Source organism: Vagococcus sp. WN80Y (assembly GCF_059621045.1).
Genome location: NZ_JCAQHY010000158.1, coordinates 1 through 16,474 on the forward strand (window position 1 = coordinate 1; position 16,474 = coordinate 16,474).

Here is a 16,474-nt window from a genome sequence, read left to right on the forward strand (position 1 = left end):
TCATCCTCTTCTAATTTTACGAATATTATGTGACAAACGCGCTCCAAAAGTCTGCTCTCTCGGCAATTTCTCAAAACCCGAGCAATCGAAATTGCCGATTGTTCGGTTTTTTCGAGATTGCTCGGAGCAAAACGACTTTATGTCCCAGCTTCTTTTGATTACACCTCTTCTGTTGGGAGGAAATCTGGATAAGTTTTCAACAACCACTCATTCGCCTCCGCCATTTGTTGACAATATATAGCATAGCTCGGGCTCAGTTTTTTCATACTAGGAATAAACTGCTCATAATAACCGCTTTGTTCTGCAAATGTTTGAAAGGCTTTCTGAAGCTCTGGCAAATAACTAGTCTGATACGCAGGTTGTTGCTTCATTGTTTGATAATTTTGAATAAATTCTTGATTTTCTTCAAAAAAATCAAGGGGCTCTAGCACCGCTTCTCTAATTCCCTGTGTCATTTTTTTTATGACGGGAGTCGTTAAATCGTGAGTCATCTCCTCTACAAACTCACTTAGCTCCTCTGTCAGCTCGAAATCCAGACTATTATCTAAAAAATGGCACACGTCTTCATAAGCCTGTTGCTGCTCAGATGTTTCAATTGGATGGGTGAGAAACGCCGAAAAGTGAAGCGCTAAGTACCTGCCAAAATAGCCTGGGAAAGAATCACTTAGCCGAACTATAATCGCTTTTTTCTTATCCAGAACAGCTAATCGTTGCCCCATCTCTTCTAGGCTATATGACTTAAAATCTTCCAGTAAGTCACGTTTTACCTGTTCCATTTCAAGACCTTGCTCCTTTTCAAAAAGCTTTTCTTTCAGATAACGATCAAGCTGCCTACCATCTAAAAAACGACTAATTTCCTCGACTGTAAAATCTAATTGACGATACACACGAATTTTATTTAATTGAGCGACATCAGCTTCACTAAATTTCCGATACCCATTCTCCCTTATAACAGGCCCAATTAAACCCTTTTCCTCATAATAGTTAATGGCCTTTTTCGTCAAATCCGTTTGTTTCATGACATCATTCAGTTGCATCATCACACCACCTTTCACCTCTATCCTACACCGTTCCCCAAGGAGCTCGTCAACTATTAGCTAGCGAATACATAAGTAACTTCATACTTTGATGTGCCACTAGCTCTAAGCCTAATTCGGTGGTTTCTTTTTCTAGTGCGTCTGCTAAGCTGATGTCCAATCGAGCGACCGCTACTAGAGGATTACCTCTCACTGGTAGTGTGTGATTATCACGATCATACAGCTTAGCGCCAAGATACCAATCCCTCCATCTGCCGTTCCACTACCACCCAGTGTCACAATCAACGACTTGCCCAATTGCCTCTTGAATGACACTAGCCCTGACTTCCCCAGCAATTTGACTAATTAAATAACGAATACGAATTGGCTCAAACAGTAAATTTACCGTCTCAACCGTCTGCCATGTGCCACCGCATTTGGCATAGATCGCCTCCACGCTTCCTTCGCCACCATCAGAAACCTGACACAACTCAAACTCGGCCTCTGGTAAGTCCTTACTAATACCTCGTACCACTGCTTCTCCCGCCTCCTGGCTCGTCCTCCAACAGTTGCTTTACCTGAATCTGACGGCTAACTAAGGCTTGATTTAACTTAACATCTTGGTGCCGCCAGTAAACTAAAATGACTAAAAATAACGGCAAAGCGACTAAGTTGATTCTAAGAGCTAAGCCGACATTAGTCCATGTCCAACCACGACTTATCAGCGTCATAAGAATTCCCACGCTTATCCCCGCCAGATATAAAATAATCAGTTGCAGCCTTGGGTACCGTCGTAATTGTTGAAACCTACCTAACACAAATTGGCTACCATAATAAAAGAGCAAGCCAATAAAGAACATTGGCAAAAATAGCTGACCAATTAATTGAGGGGTTTCTATTAGCGTCACATAGGTTTGAAAGACACTTAACAAAATACAAATCACTGCTGTAACCTTCAATAATTGTTTCATTCTCCGATCCCTTCTTTCAAATAGTGTTTAAAACCTTTGACATATTTACGACTTACTTCAAGTTCTTGACCATCATTCAACGTCAGTAGGAGCTTACCATTGAGCAACGACAGTAGCGAGTCAACCTGTAAAATATTGACAATCGTTGACTTATTAATGCGACAAACATGAGATAAACTCTCTAATTCATATAATTTTTGCTTCAATTGAATTCCTTCATCTTTCGTATAGGCAAATACCTCACGACCAATTGCCTCAATAAAATAAAGCTCTGTCAATTTAATCATTGCTACCCGACCATTCTTTTTCTTCCCCATCAATTGAGTGGGACTTGACATCGGCCGAACATGAGCTTGAAAAAAGGCTTGTATTTGTGGTAGAGCCTGCTCCTTAAAATGAAAGGCGAATTCCTGTGTCACGTGTGAATCTGATTCTACCATGTCGATATCTAAGTCAGACCATTCTTCTAATTCTTTTTTTAATTGTTCTTCTAACACCTGATTTGTTGTGACAATCCGCATTGAGTGCCTCACTTCCTTTCTTTTAAATTATATCATTATCCCGCAGATGTAATAGGCATCTTATAACCTAAATTCGACCACTTATGACAAAACAACTGATTTTCATTTAATAACACGTTAAAGTAAGAGTATCAGAACGAACGGAGGAAATTAATATGAAAGAAACTAACTTATACCACCAACTAACCGAGGAAAATTTGCGCTTAAAACGCGATCTAGCTACCGAAAAAGAAAGCTGTCACTTTAATCCAATCGGGCTATTAATTCCAGCTATTGGCATTGTTATCGGTATTATTATTCAATTTATTTAAAGATATTTAAACTCTAAAGCAGTTAACTATGAGGAGGAACCCCTAATGACAGAACAAGATTTGAAACAATTTCATGATTTAATTCGCGAGAATGAACGCTTAACCCGAGAGCTCGCTGAAAAACGACGACCTGATTGGACCGCACTATGGTTTTATGTGCCGATTATGTGGGCTATCTATGGCTTAATTCAACAATTTATCCACACACTGTAGGCACATGGCCTACTTAAAAATGATTAACACAAAGAAGGAAAAAGTTCGATGACTTTTTCCTTCTTTTCATTCCATTATTTTTTAAGATGGAGCATGTCACCAATGATTACACACTTCGATTGCACGCCATGACCTATTTCTGATGTCACAGCAATCGGCAGTTCTGGTTTGTTACTCACCTCTGCTACTAACTGACTCATTTTTAATCCCCCATAAGTCTGCTCCAACTCGGTAAAGGTCCCCAGTAAAATCCCCGAAACTTGCTCAAAAACACCCATTTGTGCCAATTGATTAAGATAAGTCGTTTGTTGGGGGACACCACCACTGTTGCTTTCTAGCAATAGAAGTTTCCCTTGAAAATCTGGCAAATACGGGGTTCCAGCTAGTTTTAATAAACAACGAATATTCCCTCCAATAACGACTCCACTCAGCTCCTTCCCCTGAGTAAACTGCCACTTACAGTCAAACAAGGTCGATTGATTTCCTAACAAGCTCTCTTCAACTCTTCGCCGTTGCTCGCCTGTTTTATCCCACAGCAATGTCCTTATTTGATAAAGGTAACTTTTATTGCCAGTTTTTTGATACAATGCATTAATAATCGTGGTTAAATCGCTATAACCGAAGAAAGGTTTCGGATGTTCCTTAAGCCACTCATAATCTAAGTGAGGAAGTACTTGATTAGCTAGATCACCACCCGAAATATCAAAAATAGCTACAATCAAGTCATCCTGAAAAAACCGCATCAATTCCTTGCCCCGTTCCGCGGCTGTGCCACTAAAAATAGTGTCTTTTTGATACATATATCGACTACAAACGGGTAGGATGCCCATTTCTATTAGCTCTGCTTGCAACGCCTCAATTTCCTTTTTCTTCTCTAATGCTAGTCCATTTGAATTAACTACTAGCGCAATTTTATCGCCTTTTTCAAGCATTGATTTCCTCCTCTTAACGTCACTCATGTTCCTTACTTTGAAGTCGTGTTAATAACCGATTATTCTGTCTAACTTGATAGAAAAGACAGCCGTAATAAATCAGCGCCCCCACGACAAAAGGAATGAGTGTGGTCACAAATAAATCACGATACCCATTTGGATGAATCTCCGTAAAAAAAGAAGACAAATAAACCACTAGCATCACTATTCCTTCTGCCACAATTAATTGAATCAGCCCGACTACTAAAGGCGAAAGCGACTCAAAAAACTGTTGTAAATAAAGAATCCCCACGAACAGTACCGTAAAGCCAAATTGCATCACTAAATTTTGTTGAGTAGGTACAAGCCCACCGTTTGTCACCCATTCAATCACTAGGAAAACAAGGGATAAAATGGTGTAAGAAACGGCTATCACAACGCCAATTTCCTTCATAACCGCCTTCATTTACTTTCTTTCCTTTCTGTATAGGCTGTTAGTACTTGGTTAAATTGTTTCTTATAGCTACGATTAATTTGAATAATTTCACCATTTTTCAAATGAGCTAACATCCGCATATTTAAATCCATCATCACTTTATCAACCTTATTAATATTTAGTAGTATCGACTTACTCACACGCACAAATCCCATCTCCAGATATCGGTCCGCTAATTCCTTGAGCGTCACATCTGTTTGCAATTGTAGACTCTCATCCTTTAAATTTGCCACATATTTTCGATCAACACTCTCAACATAATACACCTTAGAAATAGCAATATAGCCATAGCTCTCTGTCATTTTAACACGAATTTTTTCATCGACAATCCGCTTAACAGAGTCAATGATTGACTCAATTTTATCCGTATAATCGCGGTAATAAATATCCAGATACTCATCTGCAAGTGTCTCGTCTTGAAACTGATTAATTTTCACTTGATCCCTCCACCATTAAATAATAAACATCAGCGTGATCACTATTAAACTAAGTTTAGCATCTTTCTTAACGAGTAGAAATACCAAGCCACAAAATAGACTGAAAACAACACAATACAAAGCCGTCCTAATATCTTTAGACAACAAATGACCTAAGCCCCACGTCAAGGCCAAAGCAATACTTCCCCAAGGAAAAACAGTCCCTTTGACGAGCTGTTCTCCTAATGCTTGTCCAAAAGCAATAATCGTCACGATAACTAGTCCCTCAGCGATGTAATACATTTGTTGAAAAACGAATGCTAAGATACCACCACTACCATGTCTTATCATCATTTTTTGAAATTCGACAACTGACTTTAATTGCCAGTCCCATAAATAACTACTTAGTAGACCTGAAATAATAACAATCGCACCAATAAGTAACCATGTTTTAACCGATAAGTTAGGCTGTGTGACTCGTAAGGGCGCAATCTCCTCTTTTTTAGCAGCTACAAAACAATAGCCGCTCCCAACTAACCAAAGGACAATGGTAAGGCTCCAATGAGCCAGTCTCTGACCTAATGTAAATGCTGATAAATCTATCCCATAAATGGCTTGTTCAATTGCGACTAATACTAATTCGCCTCCCAATAACCCAAAAGCAATCAGAACATACGTCAGACAATTAAGGCTTCTTTGGCGGTTGTTTTCTACTGTTAATCCTGTCATAATTTAATCTCCTCTTTCCCTGTCTGTTAGTCATTATCGACTTGATTGACCTCAGTATAGCAAGCCAAAACAGGTCAAACAACTGCTTTTGTTTAAGCTACATCACAGTCTGGTTAAGTTGCACATTTAAAGAAGGGCGGCAAACTAAAAATTAGTTTTGCCACCCTTCTTTAGATGTTAATAAATCCCGAACAACTCTTTTTCAATTCAGATGTTATCTACAAGTCTGATGATTAGGAAATTCCTTTTAATTCTATGTATGCTTCTAAATCAACTATCGCCTGTCGCAATGATTCCCTTGTAATCGTTATAGGAATCAACTGCACCTTTTCCTTCGACTCAATGAACGCTATCATCTTGTTGAGTAGCTCACCATCCTCTGGATAAATCCCCATTTGTTTGAGTGACATCGGTAATGCTAATTCCTTGTAAAATGGTAGTAAATTATCTATCTCATACCAGCGCTTCTCTAATGCCAGTTGATACAAAATCCCATAAGCAACTTTTTCTCCATGTAAGAATTGATGGCTCTCTGGAATATACTTACTCATAGCATCATGCATGGCGTGAGCCGCTGCATTTCGCGCATATTTGTCGCCTAATCCACCAACCATTCCAGCTACTGCAAACACTATTTCAGACAACCGAATAAATTCAGCGGATAGGTTTTGATTTTTCATATCTTGAATCGCTTTGGCAGATTCTTCAATAATTGCTTTTTTACACAGAATAGATGTAAATTCAGCCAGTTGTAAAAAAGGTTCACGTTTCAAATGATCTTGTTTAAGGATTGCATCTGATTCATACCATTTTGCTAATGTGTCAGCTAAGCCAGCCACGAAATACGACACTGGCGAATCAATGATTAAAGTAGGGTCCGTAATAAAGAAAGCGGCTTGCCTTAAATAATGTTCTGTCTTACCTTCTGCCTCCCCCGCTTCCGTATACATGACAGATAATGGTGTCCACGGTGCACAATTACTGGCCAAAGTCGGAATCACACCGAAATTACAATTTAATATATGAGCCGTATAGCCAACTAAATCAACTAACTTCCCTCCTCCTACCCCAATGATAAAATCTGCCTGAGCACTCTGCACCTCTTGAACTAACAACTCAGCCCCATAATAACTGCACTCCCCAGTGTATTGATGTAACGTCACATCATAACGGCTATCTTTTAAAAAGTCTAGTTTATCTTTCGCCTTTACCCATGAAGCTTCACCATGAACGACTACTATTTTTTTAGCCTGATATTCCTCTAATAACATTGGTACAACCTCTATTGCCCCAACATGATACTGGTAAAACTGGGGCCCTACTTTAACTTTCAAATCATTCAACATAGGATGACCTCCATATCTATTTAGTTTGATCAATCGAATAGTCAAAAAACTCCCATAAACCATTCACGCAAATCAAGTGAGTCGTTTATGAGAGCTTCAACATATTTTTAACTGATTAGCACTCACATCAGTCATTCTCTTATAGATTACAACACCAGACTTCATTGTTTCGATAGATGGCAATTTCATTGAAACCAAATTCTTCCGCTTTAGTTTTCTTACCATTACAAACAGCTATTATTTCATCTAAGATAAGCTGACCACCAGCTTCAATCGTCATTTCACCATCAACTATTTTAGACATATCCAAATCAATATTGTCAATCATATTAGCATATGTCACCTTGTTGCCAGTTATTTTTATCATCGGCATCAAAGGATTTCCAATCGGTGTTCCGCGACCTGTTGTAAACACACAAATTTGCGCCCCCGCCGCCGCCATACCCGTTACAGATTCGATATCATAGCCTGGCGTATCCATAATAACCAAGCCATTTTCAGTTGGAATCTCACCATACTTAACCACCTGATTAATGACACTCGTTCCGCCTTTAGTAATCGCACCTAAAGATTTCTCTTCTAAAGTGGATAATCCTCCTTTTTGGTTGCCTGGTGATGGATTTGCACCGCGAATATCCACGCCCAGATCCGCAAATTCTTTTTCCAACCCTTCTATGATCTGTAAAACATCTTGGCGAACTGTTTCATCTTTCGTTCGACGGGTCAATATATGTTCCGTCCCAATCAACTCAGTCGTTTCACCTAATAGTGACGTTCCACCTGCTTCAACAAGAAGGTCTGATGTATACCCTAAAGCAGGATTGGCTGCAAGACCACTCGTGGCATCACTGCCTCCACAATTAGTAGCTAACATCAAATGAGAAAGATCAAAATAAACCTTTTCCTCCTTCAACGACTCATCATAAAGATCACTAACAACTTTCGAGACATGTTCAATTGTTTTTAGCGTCCCCCCTTCTTCTTGAATACTGAAAGCAAAAACAGGTTTGTCAGAAACCTTGGCAATTCGTTCTTTCAGTTCAAAAGGCTGAGTTGTTTCGCACCCTAAACCGACAATAACCGTACCAAAAACATTTGGATTTAAAGCAAATCCTGTCAAGGTTCGTTTCGTAATTTCAACAGAATCGCCAATTTGACCACATCCTTTTCCCGCAGGAATAAAAACCGTTCCTGGAACATTTTCCGAAATTCGTCTGGCTGTTTCATTTGCACATCCAACCGTAGACATAATAATTATTTTATTGCGAATACCGTACAATCCGTCTGATCGTTTATAACCTTTTATCTTTGTCATTTAAACTTTGAGACTCCTTACATTATGAGTGTGAACGTGCTCACCCACTTTTATTTTTTGAGTTGTTAATCCAATAACTTCACCGTACTTGCTAATCGTCTCTTGCTCATCAATTGCTTTAAGGGAGACCTTATGATACATATCAACCTCTTCCAACGTTTCGACTGACCCTAAAAGCTCACCTTGATACAACAAGGACACAGACGTATTCGCTGGCGTATTTTGTAATAACGTTACCACATTATCTTCTTTATTCATCACTAATGCTTTTGCCTCACTCAAATTAATTACTCCTTTTTACTTAATTACCTGTAAACGACGCCACTGCAGCCACAATCTTCTGAGCTTCTTCAGTTACTGCTTCGTAATTACCAGTTGCAGCACCAGCGGTTAAACTACTACCTGTGCCAACAGCGAATGCACCATTTTCTAACCATGTCAAAACATTTCCTAAATTAACGCCACCTGTCGGCATATACACCCCTTGAGGTAACGGGCCTTTAAAACTTTTAATAATATTGGGTGTAAAAGCATCTCCTGGAAACAATTTAATAACATCCACCCCATATTCTAAAGCATTTACCGCTTCTGCTGGCGTAAGTGCACCTGTCATCACAGGAATTCGGTAACGATTAACTAATTTAACTAGCTCTTCATTAAATATCGGACTAACCACGAATTGTGCTCCTGCCAAAATAGCGATGCGGGCTGTTTCCGAATCTAAAATTGTCCCTGCGCCAATAATAACATCTGACTTTCGATAAGTTATTATAAGATCTTCGATTAAGCGATCTGCACCAGGCACTGTAAACGTCACCTCGATAAACTTAATGCCCCCATCAATCACACTTTTAACCATTTTAAGACCTTGCTCTTTCGTCTCTGCTCTGATGACTGCAACCAATTTTTCCTGTCGTAATTTTTGAATAATCTCAATTTTATCCATATTAGAGCCCCTTTCTTACCAACTTATCAATGTGCCTTTTGAAAATTTTTTAATTGCTAAAAGTTAATGTGTACATCGCAATTTCATTAATTGAATTATTTGCACTAATTATGTTTAATTGATTGCCTATTTGCTCAACAATAATATTCGCTGAGCCATTGCCTGAGTCAATTATGAATTCTTCAAACACTCCTGCATCATTCATATATGAAACAAATATATCCGAATCACCGCGACGACCACCGCAAATAAAAATAGGTTTATCTAATACTTTTCCACCCCACAATGAATGTAAAAATTGGGTATTTCTCTTAATGTGATGCAGTAATTCACCTTGATGATTATAAATTCCAATTGTATCTCCATGAAATGGTTCGATCGTAATCACTTCATCTAATCCATCATTATTAATATCAAGTAAAATCGTTTCACTGGCGGCAATGGCATATTTTTTTTCATAATAATAGTCGCCATCTGCCACTCTTATCACATAAATGCCATCTCTGGCTGATATTAGTATACTTTCTTGATCGTTTTCAATAATTTTAGACATACCGTGATTTTGAGTAATATTAGACAACACTAATCTGAAATCAGTGACTTCATTGGTATCCCGATGATAAACACCCATAAAAACATGACCTGGACTAGACCAGTCTTCTCTTGATGTTTTCCAAGTACATAAAGTCGAGCAGACAATATAAGTCTTATCTTTCACTTCAAGTAACTCAAAGCGATGCAAATACGGCATCGCTAGGACTTCTTCTTGTATCCACTGTTCATTCTTTTTAGAAAGTTTAACAATGACAGATGACTTTGCTTCAAACCCCGGAAAATAATTTTGAGACATTAAAAATTCCACAACCTCACTTGTTGCCTTTGAGAGAGGAACGATGCTCATCGTTCCCCCTTCGCCTTCCAAAATAACTTCTTTTTGCTCACATATAGTATCGCCACTATATAAATTGGTTGCACCACCTACCGCTTCACTGGCAACAATACACTTAGTCCCCATCGACGTTTCTATATTAGCTAAAGCATAACATCGTTCCATGGTATCAATAATTTTTTTACTTTTTGTTATCTTCATAGAAATCATCCTCAACTTTTTAAGTATTTACGTTCCAACTCAGTAATTAGACCATATGGTACGTCTCGTCTGCCTCCCTCATATTCAGCAGTTAACCAGATTCTAACTAATTTTTCTGCTAAACCAGGTCCCACAACTCGAGAGCCTAACGCTAAAACATTTGTATTATTATGTGTTCGTGACGACTCACAAGAAAAAACATCTGAACAATTAACACATCTAACCCCAGGTACTTTATTGGCTGCAATTGCCATACCAACACCACTTCCGCAAATTAAAATACCTTTAACTTGTTTCTCTACAACATAGGTTGCCACTTTTTCAGCAACAGGTGTAGTAAAGGTATGCTCTTCATTTGTTGTACCAAAATCAACTACTTCATAACCTAACTCTTCCGCTACTTTTATTACAACTTCACGTAGCTGGTAGCCTGCATGGTCATTTCCAATAGCAAGTTTCACACGTCCTCATTCCCTTCGATACTGCTTCATCTAACTGGATTAATCCCCAGACCACCATTCAAGACATCCATCACATTATCAGTTGCCATTTCCCCCATATTCATATTAGCTTGAATCGTTCCGCCGCCTCCATGAGGGGTCATAATGACGTTCTCATACTGCCATAATTTTCTCGGCTTAGGTGGCTCTACTTCATAAACATCTGTAATAAATCCACCTAAACGATTTAGTTCAATCGCCTTTTCAACAGCATCTAAATCAACCAGCGGTGCTCGAGCCGCATTAATCAGCAACGCCTCTTCTTTTAATAGTTTTAAGCTATTCTCATTTATAATAGGGGGGGTTCCTGCAATAACAGGAGAATGTAGCGCAACGATATCTGATGCCGCTAATAACTCAACTAAACTCACATAGGTCAGACCATAATCTAAGGCACGCTCATTAGGGTAGGGATCGTAGCCTAAGATGGTCATTCCTAATATTGAGGCTCGTTTAGCCAATTCCATACCGATACTGCCAACACCGACAATCCCAAGCGTTTGACCACTGACTCTCTTGCCTACCTTTTTCGCCCAAATCCCCTCCTTCATTTCACGCATGCCCATGTCTAATTTTCGATTAAAAATAATCATCAACGCAACCACATATTCAGCAACATCGATGCTGTTAGCCCCAGGTGTATTTGTGACAACAATGTCTCTTGATTTAGCATAAGAACGGTCAATTTTATCGACACCAACACCATGCATAGCAATAACTTTTAAGTTAGGAAAAGCAGCGATCACGTTCTTATTGATATGATCACCTCCTACGATTAAAGCTTCTGTTTCAGGATTTTCTGTTCCTAATTTAATTAATTCTTGTTCCGTATAATATCTGCCTGTGGAATTAAGTAGCACGTCATGACCAGCTTGTTTTAACTTATCAATAGCAACAGTTGTATACTTTCCAAAGGTTACAGTTGTAGAAACGACTTTACTCATAAAATTTCCTCCTGGGGAATTTTTTATTTAACAGTTTCTGGAAACACAATTGACTCATTGGCACTTGCTTTTAAATTTTTAATTAAGTCATCTAAACTCGTTGTGTCACGATTGAGAGTAGCATCAATTAAAATAGGTAAATTAACCCCAGCAATAACTTTATAATGCGTGTCTGCAAATTCGCGCGAATTAAATAACGCCGTGTTATAAGGCGTTGCGCCATACATATCAGCAAAAACCAGAACACCGTCTCCGCTATCTAACGCTTTACTTTGAGCTAACATCGTTTCTTTGTACTCTTCAACATCAGAATCAACATTGAGCTTGGAACAACTTATTTGTGTCACATCCCCAATAATCATTTCGAGTGAATCCAACAAACCACTGCATAAATCTCCATGAGATACTATCTGAATACCGATCATTGTTTTAAGACTCCCTTATTCACAATTTGAGTTGGAACTTGATTTGTTAATACCGCTTCAACATCTGCTACTCCTTTGTCGCCCATTCCTTTTAAGCTTGGATACGTGTAAGCCCCAATATGTGGCGTCACAAGGACATTTGAAAAAGATAATAACGGACTATCTGCAACAAGTGGTTCAATCGCAAAGACATCTGCTGCATACCCTCGGATTAACTGATTCTTTAATGCTTCAACTAAAGCCTCCTCATCAATTAAGATTCCCCTAGCAGTATTAACAATCAATACCTCATTCTTCATCTTCTTAAATTCATCATAAGAAAGCATTCCTATATTTTCACTATTTGCTGAAGAATTAAGTGAAATCACGTCTGCTTCTGTAATAAGTTGATCTAATGACACCTTTTTCCCTTGATGACTGGCAATATAGTCTGCTGATTTATATGGATCATAAACTAATACCTCCGCTTTGAACCCATTATGTAAAATTTCTCCCACACGAGAACCGATATTACCGTAGCCAATGATCCCGATTTTCATGTTTTTTAACTCAAAGCCACAAAACTGGGAACGATTGGACCAAGGCATTTGTCGCACTGAGGCATCCGCTTGCGGAATATGTCTGGCCAAAGATAACATTAAAGACAAGGCATGTTCCGCAACGGCTTCCTGTTCCACAATCCCTTCAACTTTGGTCACATATACACCATGTTGAGTCGCCGCTTCAATATCCACACTATTATAGCCCAGACCGTGACGCGCAATAATTTTCAAATTAGGGGCGTGCTCAAAAAATGTCCGGTCAAACTCTGGTGTTACACTTGCGATAATACATTCATACTGTTCCAATTGTTTGGCAATTTCAATTGAGTCTAAATTGACATCAATATCTAAAACATCAACACCACCTAGTGATTCTAATTGTGTAATATGTTCAGGAAAATACCTTCCAAAACTTTTAGAATTAACAACCGCTATTTTCTTCAAAATAGTTTACCTCCTTGTTTATATTTTTTTACGAGCTGCATCTGGAACGGTTTGTGCATAGATTGAAATATCCTTTTCTTCAGCTAATTGACGTAACTCACTTAGTTCCTCTTCACTCAAAGCCACATTCTTAATAAAAAACTCCTTGCCGGCTTTTTTAGGGATACCACCTAGATTTAAAGTTGGTAAAGGTAACCCTTGGTTCATACACTCAATCGCAGTTATAACCTCTTTAAAAATAATAAAAACCTTATCTCCCCCAAATTGATTCGCTTCCCATTCACGCAAAGCTCCTTCAACACTATAAACCTTGACTTTAAAACCATAACGTTTCCCCGACGACACATAGATGTCTTTCGAGAAATCATCACGATCAATCACATTATCAATAATATAAATATTATTAGCTCCCGATGATTTCGCCCATTTTGTTACTATCTGACCATGAATTAAACGGCTATCCACTCTTGCAAATGTAATTTCTCCCATGTCATTACCTCCATATTATAGTTAGCAAACTGCCAATAAAAATGTATTGTTAAATATTATTATAAAAGACCAATTGCGGCCAATATCCCTAAAGCGACACTCACAATTAACATTCCTTTAAGAACGTTCAGTCCTTTTTTCTCAAAATAGACATATAAAAACATCACTAATGCTAATGGTAAAATCCCAGGTAAAATTGAATCAAGAATCCCTTGAATAGAAAACTCTTTACCAGATAAGGTAAATTCGAGAGATGATTGGACTTTAACGTATTTTGCTGCTGTTACCCCCATCATAAACATTCCCAATATCGTAAACGCCTTAATAATTCGATTAGCGCGAGCTCCTGCTATTAACTCTCTTGCTGCCTGCCGTCCCCATTTATAACTAAAGTGAACGAAGAATCGGCCATATCCATATGTAATAGCCGAGAAGAAAAACCAAGGCAAGACAGCACCAATCCAATTTCCTTCTGACGCCCACGGCAAAGCGATCGCAATCAACAAGTATTGCAACGTGCCGTTATTGATCGAATCACCAATACCTGCCATCGGTCCCATTAACCCGACCTTAGTCGCTTCAATTAAATCTGAGGTCACATTTTGTTCATCACCAGTTTCAGCTACCTCCTGAGCGCGCTGCTCTTCCAAAGAAGCAGTAATACCAGAAATCGTACTCCCTCCCCAAATAGCATCTGTATTAAAAAAGGTTAAATGACGGTTATAAGCTTCCCGTAATTCATCCGGCTCAGGATAAAGCCTTTTCAATAAAGGTGTCAGCGCATACATCATAGCGGGAGCAATTTGTCTTTCATAGGTACGTGGAATCTCGTTCATCCACCACCATCTATTCCAAATTTGATTGAGATCACGCTTTGTTAAACTAGTATTTTCTTTTGTTTCCACATTGTTTTTATTCGACATTTCCACTCAACTCCTCTGCTTGATAAGTAATAAGTGTATAAAGACCGGCAACGATAATGCCAATAATCGCCCAGGTAACCATCGTGACATTTAAATCTTTTAAAATCATCGTTAAGAAAAAGGCTAAGAAGAAAAAGAGTAAATCTGTTTTTTCACCAATGATTCTAATTAGAACCACAATCCCCACAGCAGCTAATGAACCTGCTACAACATCTAAAATATGGAATACAACCGTCCCTTGTAGTTGCGTGACAACTTTAGCAATTGAATCCGCTCCAAAATACAGAGCAATAAACATAACAGGTACATGTGTTAACATAGTTAAGAGTGTTGGCACAATCCCGATTGCAAATGTAAACTTCTTATCATCTAAATCATTGACTACTTTATCAATATATTTAGTAACAAAAGAGTTAACAATAATCTTAAATGTATATAAATAACTCCCTAAAATCCCAACTGGAACTGCAATAGCTACGGCCGCTGCTGGATCTAAATCCCCTAGAATAGCGACAGCAGTTGCTACAGCACCAGAAACGGCTGGCTCAGTTGCCATTTGACCACCTGGTGCAATTTGTCCCATTGAAATAAGTTGAATAGCAGCCCCAACCGTTACCCCTTGAACAATATCACCTAACACAATCCCTACAAACAAACTCGTCATCAATGGACTAAACCTTAAATTCAATCCGGCATACCCAAAGAATCTTGCCTGAATAAGAGCAACCCAAACAGATATGATAATAGCTTGAACTATCGACATAATATTACCTCCAATTTTCATTAGTAATTTTACTTACGACCACTTTTTAAAAAAATTTTTTTATAAATACTCACCCAAGGATTTAAAAAAAACATTCAACTTTCCCTCCCTCTTTATAATTATTCACGGAAACACTTATTTAAAGCCATAAACATTCTACCTACCACTAATAACCGTTCCATGTTAATTCCATTATAACGGAAAAAATTTTTTTTGCAATCGAATTCAATAAAAACCTTTTTTTCGCAAAAAAGGTTTAAAAAAAAGCATATAGTCAATTAATCTCTTTTAGAAATATCTAAAATACTTCTAATTTCTTTAATCGACATCTTATTTGTTTCTTCATCATGATACAACAAACTAAGAAATATAATGTCCACAATCGTTGAATAGAGAACTCTCGAGGTAATAAACTCTAAGCCAAAGGTCGTTTCCTCAGTCGATAGAATATAATCAATATCCCCTAAATCTGCTAATTCAGATGTTGGACTTCCCGTGAAGACAATCATTTTCGTTCCATTCGCATGTAAGGCTTTTGCAATTTCAATCGTTTCTTTAGTCTTTCCCGAATGAGAAAAAATAAAGGCCACATCCTGATCTCCTAATTTTGTTGCATTAATTAATTGTACATGATAATCCATATTATAATTACAACTATAATCTAATCGTAAAAATTTAATATAGGCATCATATGCTAAAACAGATGACGCAGCTTGTCCAAAAAAACTAAATGAATTCGCATGATACAATAATTTCAACGTTTCGTTTAACTTGCGCTCATCAACAAACGAATGAAAATCCTGTAATAAATCAATATTGTAATCCACTATTTTATTCGTGATGTTCATAGGCGTACTATCAGAGTCTATATCCGATAAAATAGTTAATTTATCATACTTTTTGTTATTTAATGAATTAGTCGCTACTTTAATCTTAAAATCTTGAAATCCTTTAAACCCTAACTTCTTGACGTACGAATAAATACTGGTGATGGAAACCCCTATTTCTTCGGATAATTCTGTGATGGTTTTTTCAACAATTAGCGTATCAGAAATTGAAAAAAAGTAAGCGGAAATCTTTTTTTCAATTTCACTTTGATGTTTTATTTTTTGCCTAATTAACGAAGTTAAATAATTTGAACTCATATTCCTTCTTCCTTCCTT

23 protein-coding genes are annotated in these 16,474 nt (G+C 37.9%); 2 read left to right on the plus strand and 21 right to left on the minus strand.

Annotated features, from left to right (window positions below; genetic code table 11):
* Window positions 1-158: 158 nt before the first annotated feature.
* The 4 genes from AC5KOD_RS13180 to AC5KOD_RS13195 all read right to left on the minus strand — a co-directional run bounded on the left by AC5KOD_RS13180 (window position 159) and on the right by AC5KOD_RS13195 (window position 2,508).
* Window positions 159-1,040, minus strand: a complete 882-nt coding sequence (locus AC5KOD_RS13180; RefSeq protein ID WP_496915025.1) for a MerR family transcriptional regulator — start codon at window positions 1,038-1,040, stop codon at window positions 159-161.
* Between the two features lie 259 nt (window positions 1,041-1,299).
* Window positions 1,300-1,551, minus strand: a complete 252-nt coding sequence (locus tag AC5KOD_RS13185; RefSeq protein WP_496915026.1) for a glycerate kinase — start codon at window positions 1,549-1,551, stop codon at window positions 1,300-1,302.
* Window positions 1,535-1,987: a hypothetical protein gene (locus AC5KOD_RS13190; RefSeq protein ID WP_496915027.1), complete on the minus strand. Its 453-nt coding sequence runs from the start codon at window positions 1,985-1,987 to the stop codon at window positions 1,535-1,537. The genes AC5KOD_RS13185 and AC5KOD_RS13190 overlap by 17 nt, the downstream gene beginning before the upstream one ends.
* Window positions 1,984-2,508, minus strand: coding sequence for a LytTR family DNA-binding domain-containing protein (locus tag AC5KOD_RS13195; RefSeq protein WP_496915028.1), 525 nt, complete (start codon window positions 2,506-2,508; stop codon window positions 1,984-1,986). The genes AC5KOD_RS13190 and AC5KOD_RS13195 overlap by 4 nt, the downstream gene beginning before the upstream one ends.
* A 155-nt stretch (window positions 2,509-2,663) precedes the next feature.
* On the opposite strand from AC5KOD_RS13195, the gene AC5KOD_RS13200 reads away from it, so the two are divergent.
* On the plus strand, window positions 2,664-2,819 hold the full coding sequence (locus tag AC5KOD_RS13200) for a hypothetical protein (protein ID WP_496915029.1): 156 nt from the start codon (window positions 2,664-2,666) through the stop codon (window positions 2,817-2,819).
* Window positions 2,820-2,864: 45 nt separating this feature from the next.
* A complete protein-coding gene (locus AC5KOD_RS13205; RefSeq protein WP_496915030.1) occupies window positions 2,865-3,032 on the plus strand; it encodes a hypothetical protein in 168 nt (55 codons plus the stop codon).
* Between the two features lie 74 nt (window positions 3,033-3,106).
* On the opposite strand, the gene AC5KOD_RS13210 is transcribed toward AC5KOD_RS13205, so the two are convergent.
* The 17 genes from AC5KOD_RS13210 to AC5KOD_RS13290 all read right to left on the minus strand — a co-directional run bounded on the left by AC5KOD_RS13210 (window position 3,107) and on the right by AC5KOD_RS13290 (window position 16,456).
* Window positions 3,107-3,964: a S66 family peptidase gene (locus tag AC5KOD_RS13210; RefSeq protein WP_496915031.1), complete on the minus strand. Its 858-nt coding sequence runs from the start codon at window positions 3,962-3,964 to the stop codon at window positions 3,107-3,109.
* A gap of 19 nt (window positions 3,965-3,983) precedes the next feature.
* A complete protein-coding gene (locus AC5KOD_RS13215; RefSeq protein WP_496915032.1) occupies window positions 3,984-4,409 on the minus strand; it encodes a DUF6608 family protein in 426 nt (141 codons plus the stop codon).
* Entirely contained in the window at window positions 4,406-4,876 is a 471-nt protein-coding gene (locus AC5KOD_RS13220) for a LytTR family DNA-binding domain-containing protein (protein WP_496915033.1), read from the minus strand. Before AC5KOD_RS13220 ends, AC5KOD_RS13215 begins: the two co-directional genes overlap by 4 nt.
* Window positions 4,877-4,891: 15 nt before the next feature.
* A complete protein-coding gene (locus tag AC5KOD_RS13225) occupies window positions 4,892-5,584 on the minus strand; it encodes a hypothetical protein (protein ID WP_496915034.1) in 693 nt (230 codons plus the stop codon).
* A gap of 233 nt (window positions 5,585-5,817) precedes the next feature.
* Window positions 5,818-6,930 (minus strand): iron-containing alcohol dehydrogenase family protein, encoded by a 1,113-nt coding sequence (locus AC5KOD_RS13230; protein ID WP_496915035.1) that lies wholly within the window; start codon window positions 6,928-6,930, stop codon window positions 5,818-5,820.
* 139 nt (window positions 6,931-7,069) lie between these two features.
* On the minus strand, window positions 7,070-8,245 hold the full coding sequence (locus AC5KOD_RS13235) for a UxaA family hydrolase (RefSeq protein WP_496915036.1): 1,176 nt from the start codon (window positions 8,243-8,245) through the stop codon (window positions 7,070-7,072).
* Entirely contained in the window at window positions 8,246-8,527 is a 282-nt protein-coding gene (locus AC5KOD_RS13240; RefSeq protein ID WP_496915037.1) for a UxaA family hydrolase, read from the minus strand.
* Window positions 8,528-8,546: 19 nt separating this feature from the next.
* Complete coding sequence (locus AC5KOD_RS13245) at window positions 8,547-9,191, minus strand: bifunctional 2-keto-4-hydroxyglutarate aldolase/2-keto-3-deoxy-6-phosphogluconate aldolase (RefSeq protein WP_496915038.1); 645 nt, start codon at window positions 9,189-9,191, stop codon at window positions 8,547-8,549.
* Window positions 9,192-9,240: 49 nt separating this feature from the next.
* Complete coding sequence (locus tag AC5KOD_RS13250) at window positions 9,241-10,281, minus strand: hypothetical protein (RefSeq protein ID WP_496915039.1); 1,041 nt, start codon at window positions 10,279-10,281, stop codon at window positions 9,241-9,243.
* Window positions 10,282-10,292: 11 nt separating this feature from the next.
* Window positions 10,293-10,742 carry a ribose 5-phosphate isomerase B gene (gene rpiB / locus AC5KOD_RS13255; protein WP_496915040.1) on the minus strand — a complete coding sequence of 150 codons (450 nt, stop codon included), beginning with the start codon at window positions 10,740-10,742 and terminating at the stop codon, window positions 10,293-10,295.
* Between the two features lie 26 nt (window positions 10,743-10,768).
* On the minus strand, window positions 10,769-11,725 hold the full coding sequence (locus tag AC5KOD_RS13260) for an NAD(P)-dependent oxidoreductase (RefSeq protein WP_496915041.1): 957 nt from the start codon (window positions 11,723-11,725) through the stop codon (window positions 10,769-10,771).
* Between the two features lie 23 nt (window positions 11,726-11,748).
* Complete coding sequence (locus AC5KOD_RS13265; RefSeq protein ID WP_496915042.1) at window positions 11,749-12,150, minus strand: PTS sugar transporter subunit IIA; 402 nt, start codon at window positions 12,148-12,150, stop codon at window positions 11,749-11,751.
* Window positions 12,147-13,136 (minus strand): D-isomer specific 2-hydroxyacid dehydrogenase family protein, encoded by a 990-nt coding sequence (locus AC5KOD_RS13270; protein ID WP_496915043.1) that lies wholly within the window; start codon window positions 13,134-13,136, stop codon window positions 12,147-12,149. Before AC5KOD_RS13270 ends, AC5KOD_RS13265 begins: the two co-directional genes overlap by 4 nt.
* 18 nt (window positions 13,137-13,154) lie before the next feature.
* Window positions 13,155-13,625, minus strand: coding sequence for a PTS sugar transporter subunit IIB (locus AC5KOD_RS13275; protein WP_496915044.1), 471 nt, complete (start codon window positions 13,623-13,625; stop codon window positions 13,155-13,157).
* A gap of 59 nt (window positions 13,626-13,684) precedes the next feature.
* Window positions 13,685-14,548, minus strand: a complete 864-nt coding sequence (locus tag AC5KOD_RS13280) for a PTS system mannose/fructose/sorbose family transporter subunit IID (protein WP_496915045.1) — start codon at window positions 14,546-14,548, stop codon at window positions 13,685-13,687.
* Window positions 14,538-15,311, minus strand: coding sequence for a PTS sugar transporter subunit IIC (locus AC5KOD_RS13285; RefSeq protein WP_496915046.1), 774 nt, complete (start codon window positions 15,309-15,311; stop codon window positions 14,538-14,540). The genes AC5KOD_RS13280 and AC5KOD_RS13285 overlap by 11 nt, the downstream gene beginning before the upstream one ends.
* A gap of 278 nt (window positions 15,312-15,589) precedes the next feature.
* Window positions 15,590-16,456 carry a MurR/RpiR family transcriptional regulator gene (locus AC5KOD_RS13290; RefSeq protein ID WP_496915047.1) on the minus strand — a complete coding sequence of 289 codons (867 nt, stop codon included), beginning with the start codon at window positions 16,454-16,456 and terminating at the stop codon, window positions 15,590-15,592.
* Window positions 16,457-16,474: the final 18 nt, after the last annotated feature.

Coding starts and splice junctions, on each gene's coding strand:
- AC5KOD_RS13180 (WP_496915025.1), bottom strand. CDS start 1,040: ATGATGCAACTGAATGATGTCATGAAACAAACGGATTTGACGAAAAAG.
- AC5KOD_RS13190 (WP_496915027.1), bottom strand. CDS start 1,987: ATGAAACAATTATTGAAGGTTACAGCAGTGATTTGTATTTTGTTAAGT.
- AC5KOD_RS13195 (WP_496915028.1), bottom strand. CDS start 2,508: ATGCGGATTGTCACAACAAATCAGGTGTTAGAAGAACAATTAAAAAAA.
- AC5KOD_RS13200 (WP_496915029.1), top strand. CDS start 2,664: ATGAAAGAAACTAACTTATACCACCAACTAACCGAGGAAAATTTGCGC.
- AC5KOD_RS13205 (WP_496915030.1), top strand. CDS start 2,865: ATGACAGAACAAGATTTGAAACAATTTCATGATTTAATTCGCGAGAAT.
- AC5KOD_RS13210 (WP_496915031.1), bottom strand. CDS start 3,964: ATGCTTGAAAAAGGCGATAAAATTGCGCTAGTAGTTAATTCAAATGGA.
- AC5KOD_RS13215 (WP_496915032.1), bottom strand. CDS start 4,409: ATGAAGGCGGTTATGAAGGAAATTGGCGTTGTGATAGCCGTTTCTTAC.
- AC5KOD_RS13225 (WP_496915034.1), bottom strand. CDS start 5,584: ATGACAGGATTAACAGTAGAAAACAACCGCCAAAGAAGCCTTAATTGT.
- AC5KOD_RS13230 (WP_496915035.1), bottom strand. CDS start 6,930: ATGTTGAATGATTTGAAAGTTAAAGTAGGGCCCCAGTTTTACCAGTAT.
- AC5KOD_RS13235 (WP_496915036.1), bottom strand. CDS start 8,245: ATGACAAAGATAAAAGGTTATAAACGATCAGACGGATTGTACGGTATT.
- AC5KOD_RS13245 (WP_496915038.1), bottom strand. CDS start 9,191: ATGGATAAAATTGAGATTATTCAAAAATTACGACAGGAAAAATTGGTT.
- AC5KOD_RS13250 (WP_496915039.1), bottom strand. CDS start 10,281: ATGAAGATAACAAAAAGTAAAAAAATTATTGATACCATGGAACGATGT.
- AC5KOD_RS13260 (WP_496915041.1), bottom strand. CDS start 11,725: ATGAGTAAAGTCGTTTCTACAACTGTAACCTTTGGAAAGTATACAACT.
- AC5KOD_RS13265 (WP_496915042.1), bottom strand. CDS start 12,150: ATGATCGGTATTCAGATAGTATCTCATGGAGATTTATGCAGTGGTTTG.
- AC5KOD_RS13275 (WP_496915044.1), bottom strand. CDS start 13,625: ATGGGAGAAATTACATTTGCAAGAGTGGATAGCCGTTTAATTCATGGT.
- AC5KOD_RS13280 (WP_496915045.1), bottom strand. CDS start 14,548: ATGTCGAATAAAAACAATGTGGAAACAAAAGAAAATACTAGTTTAACA.
- AC5KOD_RS13285 (WP_496915046.1), bottom strand. CDS start 15,311: ATGTCGATAGTTCAAGCTATTATCATATCTGTTTGGGTTGCTCTTATT.
- AC5KOD_RS13290 (WP_496915047.1), bottom strand. CDS start 16,456: ATGAGTTCAAATTATTTAACTTCGTTAATTAGGCAAAAAATAAAACAT.